Annotated in this window: 13 protein-coding genes and 3 pseudogenes; 11 read left to right on the forward strand and 5 right to left on the reverse strand. The window is 60.6% G+C overall.

Going from position 1 to position 12417, the window contains the following annotated elements; genetic code table 11:
• Positions 1-118 precede the first annotated feature (118 nt).
• Both RLEG4DRAFT_RS22005 and RLEG4DRAFT_RS22010 read left to right on the forward strand, forming a co-directional pair.
• A complete protein-coding gene (locus RLEG4DRAFT_RS22005) occupies positions 119-625 on the forward strand; it encodes a BA14K family protein (RefSeq protein ID WP_003580018.1) in 507 nt (168 codons plus the stop codon).
• A gap of 184 nt (positions 626-809) precedes the next feature.
• A pseudogene (locus tag RLEG4DRAFT_RS22010) lies at positions 810-1382 on the forward strand (GNAT family N-acetyltransferase).
• 119 nt (positions 1383-1501) lie between these two features.
• On the opposite strand, the pseudogene RLEG4DRAFT_RS47140 reads toward RLEG4DRAFT_RS22010, so the two are convergent.
• Positions 1502-1624, reverse strand: a pseudogene (locus RLEG4DRAFT_RS47140) (DUF3313 domain-containing protein); the annotation flags it as partial.
• Between the two features lie 109 nt (positions 1625-1733).
• On the reverse strand, positions 1734-2291 hold the full coding sequence (locus RLEG4DRAFT_RS22015) for an NADPH-dependent FMN reductase (protein WP_003580020.1): 558 nt from the start codon (positions 2289-2291) through the stop codon (positions 1734-1736).
• Positions 2292-2494: 203 nt separating this feature from the next.
• Here RLEG4DRAFT_RS22015 and RLEG4DRAFT_RS22020 point away from each other — a divergent pair, with 203 nt between their 5' ends.
• From RLEG4DRAFT_RS22020 to RLEG4DRAFT_RS22030, 3 genes and pseudogenes are all read left to right on the forward strand, one after another.
• Positions 2495-3496, forward strand: a complete 1002-nt coding sequence (locus RLEG4DRAFT_RS22020) for an ABC transporter ATP-binding protein (RefSeq protein WP_003580023.1) — start codon at positions 2495-2497, stop codon at positions 3494-3496.
• Positions 3493-4293, forward strand: a pseudogene (locus tag RLEG4DRAFT_RS22025) (ABC transporter permease). The gene RLEG4DRAFT_RS22020 and the pseudogene RLEG4DRAFT_RS22025 overlap by 4 nt, the downstream one beginning before the upstream one ends.
• Complete coding sequence (locus tag RLEG4DRAFT_RS22030) at positions 4251-5099, forward strand: ABC transporter permease (protein ID WP_171898231.1); 849 nt, start codon at positions 4251-4253, stop codon at positions 5097-5099. Before RLEG4DRAFT_RS22025 ends, RLEG4DRAFT_RS22030 begins: the two are co-directional and overlap by 43 nt.
• Positions 5100-5124: 25 nt before the next feature.
• On the opposite strand, the gene RLEG4DRAFT_RS22035 is transcribed toward RLEG4DRAFT_RS22030, so the two are convergent.
• On the reverse strand, positions 5125-5646 hold the full coding sequence (locus RLEG4DRAFT_RS22035) for a winged helix-turn-helix transcriptional regulator (protein WP_003580030.1): 522 nt from the start codon (positions 5644-5646) through the stop codon (positions 5125-5127).
• An 89-nt stretch (positions 5647-5735) separates the two neighbouring features.
• Between RLEG4DRAFT_RS22035 and RLEG4DRAFT_RS22040 the strand changes: the two genes are divergently transcribed.
• From RLEG4DRAFT_RS22040 to RLEG4DRAFT_RS47150, 3 genes are all read left to right on the forward strand, one after another.
• Positions 5736-6377, forward strand: coding sequence for a dihydrofolate reductase family protein (locus tag RLEG4DRAFT_RS22040; RefSeq protein ID WP_003580032.1), 642 nt, complete (start codon positions 5736-5738; stop codon positions 6375-6377).
• Between the two features lie 95 nt (positions 6378-6472).
• Complete coding sequence (locus tag RLEG4DRAFT_RS22045; RefSeq protein ID WP_003580034.1) at positions 6473-7171, forward strand: DUF1223 domain-containing protein; 699 nt, start codon at positions 6473-6475, stop codon at positions 7169-7171.
• 383 nt (positions 7172-7554) lie between these two features.
• Positions 7555-7800, forward strand: coding sequence for a hypothetical protein (locus tag RLEG4DRAFT_RS47150; protein ID WP_003580035.1), 246 nt, complete (start codon positions 7555-7557; stop codon positions 7798-7800).
• A gap of 198 nt (positions 7801-7998) precedes the next feature.
• Here RLEG4DRAFT_RS47150 and RLEG4DRAFT_RS22055 read toward each other — a convergent pair whose 3' ends face one another.
• The gene (locus RLEG4DRAFT_RS22055) at positions 7999-8877 is read right to left on the reverse strand and encodes a bifunctional helix-turn-helix transcriptional regulator/GNAT family N-acetyltransferase (RefSeq protein WP_003580037.1); all 879 of its coding nucleotides are present in this window, start codon (positions 8875-8877) and stop codon (positions 7999-8001) included.
• A gap of 125 nt (positions 8878-9002) precedes the next feature.
• Here RLEG4DRAFT_RS22055 and RLEG4DRAFT_RS22060 point away from each other — a divergent pair, with 125 nt between their 5' ends.
• Positions 9003-9827 (forward strand): hypothetical protein, encoded by an 825-nt coding sequence (locus RLEG4DRAFT_RS22060; RefSeq protein WP_003580038.1) that lies wholly within the window; start codon positions 9003-9005, stop codon positions 9825-9827.
• A gap of 52 nt (positions 9828-9879) precedes the next feature.
• On the opposite strand, the gene RLEG4DRAFT_RS22065 is transcribed toward RLEG4DRAFT_RS22060, so the two are convergent.
• Positions 9880-10347: an Lrp/AsnC family transcriptional regulator gene (locus tag RLEG4DRAFT_RS22065; RefSeq protein WP_003580041.1), complete on the reverse strand. Its 468-nt coding sequence runs from the start codon at positions 10345-10347 to the stop codon at positions 9880-9882.
• Between the two features lie 124 nt (positions 10348-10471).
• Here RLEG4DRAFT_RS22065 and RLEG4DRAFT_RS22070 point away from each other — a divergent pair, with 124 nt between their 5' ends.
• Together RLEG4DRAFT_RS22070 and RLEG4DRAFT_RS40970 are read left to right on the forward strand one after the other, a co-directional pair.
• Positions 10472-11686, forward strand: a complete 1215-nt coding sequence (locus RLEG4DRAFT_RS22070) for an argininosuccinate synthase (protein WP_003580043.1) — start codon at positions 10472-10474, stop codon at positions 11684-11686.
• A gap of 295 nt (positions 11687-11981) precedes the next feature.
• Positions 11982-12155, forward strand: a complete 174-nt coding sequence (locus tag RLEG4DRAFT_RS40970) for a hypothetical protein (RefSeq protein ID WP_003580044.1) — start codon at positions 11982-11984, stop codon at positions 12153-12155.
• Positions 12156-12417: the final 262 nt, after the last annotated feature.

Genomic DNA, 12417 nt, shown 5'->3' on the forward strand with positions numbered 1-12417 from the left:
CATCACCCGCGATACGTTAGTAGAGACGCACATACATCGACCCTCCCATCCCGAAATGAACCGATTGCCTTTCCCTGCGTTATACCTCCGATACATCCGTTTACCCAAGGTGAGTGAAATGAACAGATTCGCCATCATTGCTCTGTCGATAGCGACGGCCTTCTCCGGAATGCCGGCGTCGGCAGGTCCGGCTTTCGTACCGAGTCCCGCGCAATCGGCGGCACAGCCGGCGCCGGGAAATACCGACCACAGGACCATGACCGTCGGCTGCAATCCATATTCCATTGTCTGCTCAAACTATGGCGATACCCGCAGATACAATCGCCACAACTACAGCGACCGTCACAACTACAGCGACCGTCATTATCGAGGTGATCGGTATTATCGAGGCGACCGCTACGGCCGCTACAATCGCCGATATCACGATCATGACAATAGCGGCGCCATCATCGGTGGCCTGGCGGCAGGCGCCCTCCTCGGCGGCATCATCGCCTCCCAGCCGCGCGCCTATTCGTCAAGTGGCTATAGCTCGCACGAAGACTATTGCTACAGCCGCTACCGGTCCTACCGCGCCTACGACAATACCTACCAGCCGAACTACGGCCCGCGCCGTCAATGCCGGTGAACCGGTCCACCCGTCAGCAGAGGCCTCGCATGAAAATGCGGGGCTTTTTTAATGCCGCGCGGATAACGCCTCCCCCACAAAACAACGCATTTCGCTTCCCGCAGGCCGGCACCGTGCTTATCTTCCGGCTCCAGCGGCGGATCGTGCTGAATTGCTGCGCCGCCGGATATTGCGGGGGTGATCGATGGCATCTGCAGATACAACAAAACCCGTCGGCCGCGTCGTCCTGCTAGCGCCGGACCTCGAAAACCTGCCGGGTTTCGAAACAGCGCTCGCCGCCGGCTGGTCTCCCGACCCACGCCGCGCCGGTGCAAAGCCTATATTTTCGGCAATCTCCACCGACCACGCCAAGATAGATCGAAATTCCTCGACGAACTTAATTCGGATAACAAGCAGCATCCGCTGACCACCCACCTGTTCTGGATCTGGGACGGCGAATTTTGCGGCAGCATCAGCTTGCGTTTTCAAGCCGGTACTGAGGAACTGCCGCCCGATGTGTCTGGCCATGTAGGATATTCCGTCGTGCCTTGGAAACAGCGCAAACGGCCACGCGACCACCGCCCTGAAATTGCTGTTGGCCGTCGCAAAGAAGGAAGGTCTCGACCGCCTGGTCATCCTCTGCAACGAGGACAATCACGCCTCACGGCGTGTGATCGAACGCAATGGCGGTGAATTGTTTTTGCGCGGCCCGCATCCCTCCGGCAGGCCCGATCGGATCAAACTGTATTTTTGGCTGAGGCCCGGAGCCACGGGCTGACGTGCGCGACGGATTTTCAGGCGGACGGAGCACGGTCCCGCTTTGCTCCGTCCGTCGCCCAGCGTGGAGCGTGGCTGGGGCTGTCGCGGCGACTGGCAGCACAGCTGCGCATCTTTTCCAAAGCTCGCGGCCGGTTTCGGCTTCCTCTCCGTCCATTGCGACAGCGCGCCGTATTTGGCGGCGACAGCCCCCATCCGTCCGGGCGACCAACCGAAGGCGTCGCAAGCGGCGCATTTCGGCTTTCGTCTCTTCACGAGACACCCCTCTCCGCCTTCATCGTCGCGGCGCTGCTTGCAGCCCCGCTCGCAATACTGCACTCGCTTCACGGAAAACCGGCGTTCGCGAGCGGCCTCATGATGGAGGTCCGATGACGATCTGGTCGGCTGCCGCGCAATAGGCCGAGAAGGCCTGAAGATAGGCCTGCACCCTGGAACGGTTCTCCGGTGTCTCGACGGCCTGAAACACTTCGGGCGGTTCCAGCTTCATCAGGGGAAGCCGCAGGAAGATATCGCCTGCGAACCGATCGGTGATGGTCGCAAGGATAATCCGCAGTCCTGCCAGCATGTCATCGCCGCGATGCGACGCGTGCAGCAGCGCGATCGGCTTGTGGACGATCTGCTCGCCAGACACCAGCCAGTCGATCGCATTTTTGAGACCGCCGGGGATGGATCGCACATATTCCGGGCTGGCAATGATCACCCCGTCGCTCTGGGCGATCAGATCGACGAAATCCCGCACCGCCGCCGGCAAGAATTTCCCCTCGAGATCAGGCGAGAACACCGGCAAATCTCCCACGCCATCGAAGATGGCAATTTCGATCTCACTTGGTGCGACGGCGCTGACAGCCCGCAGCATGGCTGTATTGGTGGAGTTGCGCCGAGCGCTGCCGGATATCGCGAGAATCTTCATGACCCAAACAGCGACCGATTGATCGGGGCTGTCAACGCAAAAGGCTGCGGCGCCGCGCGTCTTTTCGGACAGGCAAGCGACGCTGCGGCGCTTCGAATTGCGCGATTGAGTGATTGGCAAACGCGACTTTTGCTTGCACTGGCTGAGCCGGGCGTTAGCTTGGGTTCCAATCCTGACAGCTGCCGAATCGGCGGGAAATACACATGACGGCTTTGATCGAGGCACGGGGCGTCAGCAAACGCTTCCGGCAGCACAAGAGATTTCCGGGCCTGCTCGGCGCCCTGAAAACATTGGTGACCAACGAATACACCGAAGTTCTGGCGGTTTCCGACATCGATTTCGACGTCGCGGCCGGCGAAGCGGTCGGTTATCTCGGCCCCAATGGCGCCGGCAAATCCACGATGATCAAGATGATGACCGGCATCCTGGTGCCGAGCGCCGGCGCGCTCTCCGTGCTCGGCCGCACGCCGCATCTCAGCCGGATGGACAATGCGCGCGAGATCGGCGTCGTCTTCGGCCAGCGCAGCCAGCTGTGGTGGGACCTGCCGCTGGTCGACAGTTTTACCTTGCACCAGCGCATCTATGGCATCCCCCTTGCCCGCTATGCGGACAATCTCCGGCGCTTCAGCGAGTTGCTCGATCTCACGCCCTTTCTCGATCGTGCGGTGCGCCAGCTCAGCCTCGGCCAGCGCATGCGCGCCGAGATCGTGATGTCGCTGCTGCATGATCCGAAGATCCTCTTTCTCGACGAACCCACAATCGGGCTGGATGTCGTCGCCAAGGACGCCGTGCGGCGCTTCCTTGCCGAGATCAACCGCGAGCGCGGCGTCACCATCATCCTGACCACCCACGACCTGCAGGACATTGAGACCATCTGCCCGCGGCTGATCATGGTCGATCACTCGAGGCTGATTTTCGACGGCGAATTGAGGAGCCTGCGCGCCGCATTGGGCTCGGCCCGGCGGCTGACACTTGAATTTGCCAGCGACCCCGGGCCGCTGCCGCTCAGCACGGCTTCGCTCGTCAGCGACGAGGGCCTGCGCAAGAATTATCTGATCGAACGCGAAGACGTTTCGCTGGTCAGGATCCTGTCGGAGGTGGGAAGCGACCGCGGCCTCAAGGATGTGGCCTTGCACGAGCCCGACATCGAAGAAGTGATCCGCACCTTCTACCAGGGCCGAAACGCCAGAGCCCGGGCATCATGAGCGCTTATCTCGCCTTCACCCGCAGTTCGTTCCATTCCCAGCTCGCCTACCGCAACGAGGTCTGAGCCAACATTTTTGGCAAACTGGTGCAGGTCGTCGCACGGGTCGCCATCTGGCAGGCCGCCTATGCCGGGGTTGGCGCAATGGTGGTCGAAGGGGTCTCGCTGCAGCAGATGGTGACCTATGCCCTGCTTGGCGGTGCGGTGATGGGCGCCACCCGGCCTGAAAGGATCATCGGCGAGATCGGCCGGTCGCTCAAGACAGGCGACATCGCTGTCTGGTTGCTGAAGCCGCTATCCTACCCGCTCTACATCTTCGCCAATGAATGCGGCAGTTTCGGCTATCGCCTGATGACCCAGGTTATCCCAACGATAGCCTTCACCGCGTTGTTTTACGGCATGCTGCCGCCGGCAGGCCTGTTCCATGCCCTGATGTTCATCGCCTTCTGGGCGCTGTCCTTCATCCTGCTGTCCCTGATGTCGATGCTCTTCGGCCTCATCGCCTTCTGGCTGATGACGAGTTTTTCGCTCGACTGGATCCTCGGCGCCTTGCTGCAATTTTTCTCCGGCCTGTTGGTGCCCTTCTGGTTCTTTCCCGAGCCGCTGGCGACGATCGCCCGCCATCTGCCTTTCGCCTGGGTCGTCTATTATCCCAATGCCGTCTATCTCGGCAGGCTTTCGGCTGCCGACACCTGGCTTCACCTCGGCCTTGGTCTCGGCTGGGCCGGATTGTTCCTCTTGGGTGTCATTTGGCTATGGCGCTGCGCCTCCACCCACATCACCGTGCAGGGAGGCTGACCGTGCTCCTTCATCACCTCCGCGTCATTCCGCTGCTGGTGCGCATGTATGTGCGCTCGCAGATGGAATATCGCGGCGCCTTCTGGCTCGATCGTCTTGCGCAGATCCTCTCCTATGGCAGCGTCTTCGCCACCATCGGCATCCTGCTTGCGCGATTCGACACGCTCGGCGGCTGGAGCTGGTCGGAACTCGCGCTGCTCTACAGCTTCCAGCTGCTGGCCTACTCCCTCGGCGCTGCGATGAGCTTCACGCAGCTGCGCGACCTTGAGGAACTGGTGCGTCTCGGCACCTACGATGCGCTGCTGGTCAAGCCTTTCAGCCCCTGGGTCTATCTGATCTTTTCCGGCCTCAATATCGGCTATGCCGGCCACATCATCCTTGCCGTGCCGCTGCTCGGCTGGGCGGTTTGCTCCGTCGATTTCGCCTGGTCGGTCCCTTCAGCCCTGTTCCTCGTCGCCGCACTTTTCAGCGCAACCTTGATCACCGCAGCCCTCATCACGATGATCGGCGCCACCGCGCTGATCTGGGTGCGCTCCAACCATCTGTTCTCGATCTTCTTCGGTTTCTGGGAGCTGATGCGCTACCCGCTCAACATATTTCCCGGCAGCATCCAGATCACCCTCGTCACCGCCGTTCCGCTGGCGCTGACCAGCTCGGTCCCCGTGGCCGCCCTGCTCGGCAAACCCGTCCCCATCCTGGGGGACTGGGCCGGGCCTGTGGCTCTGGCGGCCGGCCCGATCTGGGTGCTGATCGCAATGGCGCACTGGCGCTACGCCACCGGCAAATACCAGGGCGCCGGCGGCTGATCGGGCCGGCTGAGCTCCCACGTTATCAGCATACCGGCGCCGAGGATCTCGCGCGGACCTCCAGGAACGCCGCCGTCAGCTTGGCCAGCACCTGCGAGGTGCATGTTCCGTTGGCGCCGCCGATCGGATCGGCGATATGGATTTGCCGTAGATCCTCCATGAATTCGTCCCAGAGCGGCGGCCCGCCTTCTTCGAGAAGTTGCGCGCGGATGCTCAGCTCCTCGCTGACAGGCAGATGGCGCCGCCCCCAGGCGCCGATCATCGCGAAGACCGGAACGAGCTGGATCGCCGGCTCCATCAGGCTGTAGATCGCCTTCTGGCTGTGGCTCGGATCATCCCGTTTGCTGATGAAGCCGAGCGAGAGCAGCCGCTTCAGCCTGGCTGCCAGAATGTTGGAGGCAATGCCCTCCTCGGAATGCGTCAGGAGATCGCGGAAATGGCGGCGGTTGCCAAACATGATGTCGCGGATGATGATGAGGCTCCACCTGTCGCCCAGCACCTCCATCGTCAGGTTGATCGGGCAGCCCGATCGCAATTCGATATCCACGTTTATAATCTCCTAAAAACTGATTGCATTATAGGATCAGTCATGCAACATAGCAACCAGTTTCATTATGCAATCAGATGGAGGCTAACATGACCAAAGTGCGCGTCGCAGGGTTTTCCCTTTCCGTAGACGGTTTTGGCGCCGGTCCGGAGCAGACCATGCAAGATCCGCTCGGCAAGCGGGGACCGGAAATGTTTCAATGGTTTTTCCATACCCGCACTTTCCGCGCGATGCAGGGAAAAGACGACGGATCGCAGGGCATTGACGAAGATTATGCCGCCCGCGCCATGGCCAATTTCGGCGCCTTCATCCTCGGGCGCAACATGTTCGGCCCCATCCGTGGCGATTGGCCGGATGAGGCCTGGAAGGGCTGGTGGGGGCCGAACCCGCCCTATCACGCGCCAACCTTTATTTTGACGCATTATCCCCGTGAACCGATCGTCATGGAGGGCGGCACGACGTTTCACTTCATCACCGGCGGCATCGATGAGGCGCTCGACAATGCGATGGCTGCGGCCGGCGGCAAGGACGTGAAGATCGGCGGCGGCGTCAGCACCGTCCGCCAATATCTGCAGGCCGGCCTCATCGACGAACTGCATTTCGCCATCTCGCCCGTCGTGCTCGGTAAGGGCGAAGCGATGTTCACCGGCATCGACCTGCCTGCCCTCGGCTTCCGCGTCGCCGAGCATGTGGCCAGCGAACATGCCACGCATATCGTGCTGGCAAAATAAACCGCCGGGAGCAGGCCGTCACGAATGCGTGAGGATGTAACGAAGGAAAGGTCGATCGCGAAGAAGGGATAGAGGCAGACATCAGGAGCACCGCCATGAAACACTCGACCGCGTTCACTCTTCCGATCATCACCGCGATCCTTGGTCTCGGCACCCTTGCCCCGGCCTCTGCAGGTCAGTCGCCTGCGGTCGTCGAGTTATTCACCAGCCAGGGCTGCTCCTCCTGCCCTCCGGCCAATGCCAATCTCGTCAAGCTGAGCAATGATCCGAACGTGCTCGCATTGAGTTTCTCGGTGACCTACTGGGATTATCTCGGATGGAAGGATATTTTCGGAAAACCGGAATTCACCGAGCGGCAGGTAAGCTATGAACCTGCCCTCGGCCAGTCCGGCCCGTTCACCCCGCAAATGGTGATCAACGGCCACCTCTCGACCGTCGGCAACGACCTCAATGAGATCAGAAGCACACTCGCTTCCGAGCCGGCCCTGACAGGTCCCGAGATCAAGCTATCCGGGGACGCGGCCATGATCGACGCGGCGAAAGGGCATGCTCGGCCCGCCGACATCTGGCTGGTCCGCTATGCCAAGGGCACAGTCGAAGTGCCGGTCGCCAGAGGCGAGAACGCCGGCGAAACCCTGCCGCACGCGCATGTCGTGCACGCACTGACGCATCTCGGCACCTGGCGGGGCAAGGCATCGCGTTTTACGATTCCGGCCGCAACCGACGACCTCAGCACGGCAATCCTCCTTCAGGAAAAGAACAGCCGCAGGATTGTCGCCGCAGCGACCGACTGATCTAATCCGGCATCACCCGGTACACGCAAGCCGTTCCCTCAACGCCTCCGGGAGGAGCCTCGAACGCCACCAGCCGATGACCGGAAAGCAGGTCGCCAACGCCAGGCGCTGAAAACAGCGCTTCGGAAATGCAGATCTCACCGGCGTCGGCCAGCTCCGATCGAACCGTCTGTTATGTATCCGTCATCTGCGACATCTCCTATCCAGGCCGCGTCAACGGACCATCTCGGTCCGAGATCCCGCTTCGCAACCGGCCGTCACCAAACCGTGTCCAAATAGCTGTGGCATTGCGGCACAATGAGCGTAACCATCGGCCCATCGGATCATCGGCACGACCGCTTGAGAGACCATAGTGCTCTTGCCGCTTCACGGAGGGTGCGAATGTGCTCTTATCGCTTATTTCACTCGACGATCGTGAGATAACCATTGTCACCGATGCCGTTCGGCAATGGTGCTGCGAGAAAAAACTCGACATCGACAGCGTCGAAGGACGCCGCGCCATCACCGTCGCCGTCGACCTCGTTCAGACGAATATCGGCCGCGACATGCTTTTTGCCGAGCTGTCGAAGCAATTGGATCACATTAGGACGCCGACAGGGCCGCACCAAATGCTTCCCCCAGGCGGATGAACGGCGAGCGCCGGCTGGGTGCGACGCTGCTTCTCCTCCCTCACCTGTACTCGTCACAGGAATCTAGCCACTGCGCGTCGGCGCCGTGAATGAGTCTTGCCAAGCTAAGAAATCTCCTACGCCCAAAGACTTGGGCGCACTGGTTTCCTGTGACGAGCACAGGAATGACCAAGTGAAAAAATGGACGGTCTGGACCCACTAAGACAGGCGCTTCTCGAAGAACGTGTCTGGATATGGGTCGTCGTTGAAACGGTCGATCTCCTCCCAGCCGGTTCCGCGATAGAGCTGCTGTGCCTCGGCCAACGCACTGTTCGTATCCAGGCGCAAAAGCTTGACGGACAGCTCACGGGCGATGGTCTCGGCTTCTGTCATCAGCCGAGTTGCGAGCCCGAGGCCCCGCGCGGATGGGGCGACCCACAGCCTTTTGATCTCCGCAATCTCGCCGCCACTGCCCTTCAACCCGACGCAGCCGATCGGCAGGCCATCTGACATGGCCACCAGGAAGGCACCGCGCGGACGGATCATATCCCTGGCGTCGGGATCGCGGGAAAGCGATACGTCGAATCCCTTCTCGAAGCGGCGTGCAAGTTCGCCGTAATATTCGCTCAGGCAATAGCTGGCATGCTCGTGTCGAGGGTCTTGCTCCTCAAGCACAATCTGGTCGCGCCCCAGCGAGGAAGCGACAATATCCATGGCCTGCAGCAACTCCTCCGGGCGGCGATGCCGCGCCAGAAATGATTTCGCCTGCGCATTGGAAAGCGCTTCATAAGCCTGAAACTCGGATCGGCCGGTTTCGGTCAATCTGGCGACGCGGCGACGCGCGTCCTGAGGGTTCGGCACCGTCTCGATCAGACCCTCGTCTTCCAGGCTGCGCAACAGACGGCTCATCAAGCCGGAATCGAGTCTGAGATAATCGCGGATCGAGGCAACATCCGCTTGTCCCAGGCCGATCGAATTGAGCACGCGGGCAGCACCAAGCGGACGACCGCGTCCAAGGAAAGATGTATCGAGAGCGCCGACTTCGGAGGTGACGGCACGGTTGAAGCGACGGACGCGAGAGATAGGATCGCAAGCCATATTATCTGACTTAAGTCAGATAAATGCCTCCGTCAATCGCGCGCATCAGACATCTGGCCGGTCGGCGGCTTGCTGCCGCCTCGCGGATCACCATTCCCTCGCCTATGGGTTGGTAACATCCCGCAATGCCTCTCCCCGTGTTCCGTTTTACCGTCCACATCCTGATCGTTCTCATTCTGACGCTGCTCACGCAGGTCGGCGGCCTCGCCTATCTCATTGCCCTCGCCGCGTCCCGCGCCTGGGGCATCCGCCGCTTTCCGGCGAAGCTCGCCATCTTCCTGCTTTTTTATGCCGGCGCGTCGTTTGCCGCGGGGCTCGCAGCCCCGATGTTCGGGCGGGTTCCCCTCTCCTGCCTATCGGGCACCGCGGACACGCTCGTGGTCCGCTCCCCGATCTACTGCGTGCTGAACCGCAATTACGTCACACCTGACCTGCGCGATCTGGCAAAGGCGCTTGCCGCCCACATGAACGAGGAATTCCCCGGCACCGTCACCGTCGCGCTGGATGCGAATTTCCCCTTTGTGAATGGCTTTCCGCGGCTTCCGCATCTGTCGCATGCTGACGGGAAAAAGCTTGACTTCGCCTATTATTACAAGAATGCCGACGGCGCCTTCCTGAATGGCGCCACCCGCTCCCCGATCGGTTATTTCGCCTTCGAAGAGCCGGCACCGGGCGACGAACTGCCATGCGAAGGCCGCAACGACTGGCTGACCACACGCTGGAATTTCGACATCCTGCAGCCGTTGTTTCCGGCCTATGGCATCGAGCAGCAGCGCACATCGGCCGCGGTCGCGTGGCTGACTAGCGAGGGCGTGGCACGCTTCCGCCTGCAGAAGATCTTCATCGAGCCGCATCTGAAGAACGCGCTTGGCATTACTGACAGCCATGTCCGCTTTCAAGGTTGCCGCGCCGCCCGCCACGACGACCATATCCATATCCAGGTCGACTGACCGTAGCTGCGAGATCGCAAAAGCGCTTTTGTGGACAAGGCGCCACGCGCACCTATCGCAACGGCAGCTCGTAGCTCCGCTTCAGCGTTTCCATCGGCACGTCGGTTTTGACGCTGAGAACGCTTGGAATGCGCGTCAGGTGGTCGGCCTGGAAACGCCAATAGCTGTGAAGATCAGCGGTGACGATCCGCAGCACGGCGTCGCATTCGCCCGTCGTCAGGTAGCATTCCATCACCTCGGGAAACCGCCTGACGGCTTCGGCGAAACGCAGCGTGACCTCGGCATCCTGGGTGTTGAACCATACGCGGGCAAAAACCGTCAGGCCTGCCCCGACCTTTGCCGGATCCAGCACAGCAACATAGCGATCGATAATACCCGCCTCTTCCAAGAGCCGCACGCGGCGCAGGCAGGGCGAAGGCGACAGCCCAACCTCCTTTGCCAGCTCGACATTCGAAATGCGCCCGTCACGCTGGAGAACGCGCAGGATATGGCGATCGATCGCATCGAGGATTGTCGGCATTTTATAGCTCCAGAATCTAATAAAATGGCGTAATATGCCAAATAATCGCAATTTTCAGGACTCTTCGCAAGCTCATTGCGCAAGACATGACCTATCGTTCCAAGGATCGATATGGAGACGGTTGATGGCAGGAAAGATCGATAAAATCGTGCTCGCTTATTCCGGCGGCTTGGATACCTCGATCATTCTCAAATGGTTGCACGAGACCTACGGCTGCGAGGTCGTGACCTTCACCGCCGATCTCGGCCAGGGCGTGGAGCTCGAGCCGGCACGGGCGAAGGCGGCAATGGCTGGGGTCGAGGACATCCGCATCGTCGATCTGCGGGAGGAATTCGTCCGCGACTTCGTCTTTCCGATGCTGCGCGCCAATACGCTTTACGAGGGGCAGTATCTGCTCGGCAGCTCCATCGCCCGGCCCCTGATTGCCAAGCATCTGGTCACTATCGCCCGGCAGGTCGGTGCTGATGCCGTAGCCCATGGCTCGACAGGCAAGGGCAATGACCAGGTCCGGTTCGAGCTCGCCGTCAATGCGCTCGATCCATCGATCAAGGTCATTGCTCCCTGGCGCCAATGGAACATCCGCTCCCGCATGCAGCTTCAGGAATATGCCGAGATGCATCGGATCCCGGTGCCGAAGGACAAGCGCGGTGAAGCGCCCTTCTCGATCGACGCCAACCTGCTGCACACTTCCACCGAAGGCAAGATCCTCGAAAATCCGGCCGAGGTTGCGCCCGACTACATCTATCAGCGCACGGTCGATCCCGTCGATGCTCCAGATACCCCCGAGACCGTCACCATCGGCTTCGAAAGCGGCGACCCGGTGTCCGTGAACGGCAAAACGATGACGCCGGCCGCCTTGCTCACCGAGCTCAACAGCTTCGGCGGCCGGCATGGTGTCGGGCGGCTCGATCTCGTTGAAAACCGCTTCATCGGCATGAAGTCGCGGGGAGTCTACGAGACACCGGGAGGGACGATCCTGCTTGCGGCCCATCGCGACATTGAATCGATCACGCTCGACCGTGCCGCCGCACATCTGAAGGATGAGATGATGCCCCGCTACGCCGAACTGATCTACAACGGCTTCTGGTTCTCTCCCGAGCGGGACATGCTGCAGGCGCTGATCGACCGGAGCCAGGACTTCGTCAGCGGCGAAGTGACGGTGAGGCTCTATAAGGGAAGCGCCTCGGTCATTTCCCGCACCTCGCCCTGCTCACTCTATTCCGCCGACCTCGTCACCTTTGAGGAAAGCGCCATCGCCTATGATCATCACGACGCCGAAGGCTTCATCAGGCTCAATGGATTGCGGCTGCGGAGCTGGGGGGCCCGGAACGGACGTTGAGCACCTGCCTTTCAACCCGCCAATCACCTTCCCCGGCCCCTGCGATGTCCACATCAGCGCCATCCTTTCCAGTACTTTCGGCCCACTTCCGATGCGGCCGTACGCTGGAATTTCCTTCACACTCAAGCCTGCCAAGGTGCACTTGGAACGGCGAAACCAATTTCAAACGATTTTAAAAATTCTCGCCCGAAAGCTAATCGATTTTAATTTTATGATTAAAATTTTCTTGTTGCAGCGCAGTAGAATTTAAACATTATTTCTTCAGATGCTCAGTCTGTCCGTTGGAGGAACTCGCATGACTATGACATTTCCGCTAACTGAGAAGCGCGACGCAGAGGCGCTGCTGAAACACTTGACGTTGCACAAACTCAGCTGTCCGGGAAACTGCGTCGTGTCGCTCAAGACTTACGTTGCCTACGTCTCGTCGTCTCACACGACGGCACTCGGCACCGCCCGTACCGCCTGGTAGGGATCGACTGTCGCGGGCTTTTTGCCGGATGTTTGTGCCTTTCGCTCATCCTCTAGGCGCCCGCCGCTAACACTCCCCATCGTCGTCTGCCTCGATAGGCATCTTCTCCCCGCTGGGGGGGGAGACGAGAAGCTGCGTCACGGAAGGCGGGACGTGGCCTCGGCGGTTTGCGAAAAATTATCGCATGCCCGTCGCGGCAAACGGCCGTTGCGGTGCTTGCAAAAATTCCTATGCTGGGCGCCGCCGATGGCGATGAAAACCT

The organism is Rhizobium leguminosarum bv. trifolii WSM2297 (assembly GCF_000271845.1).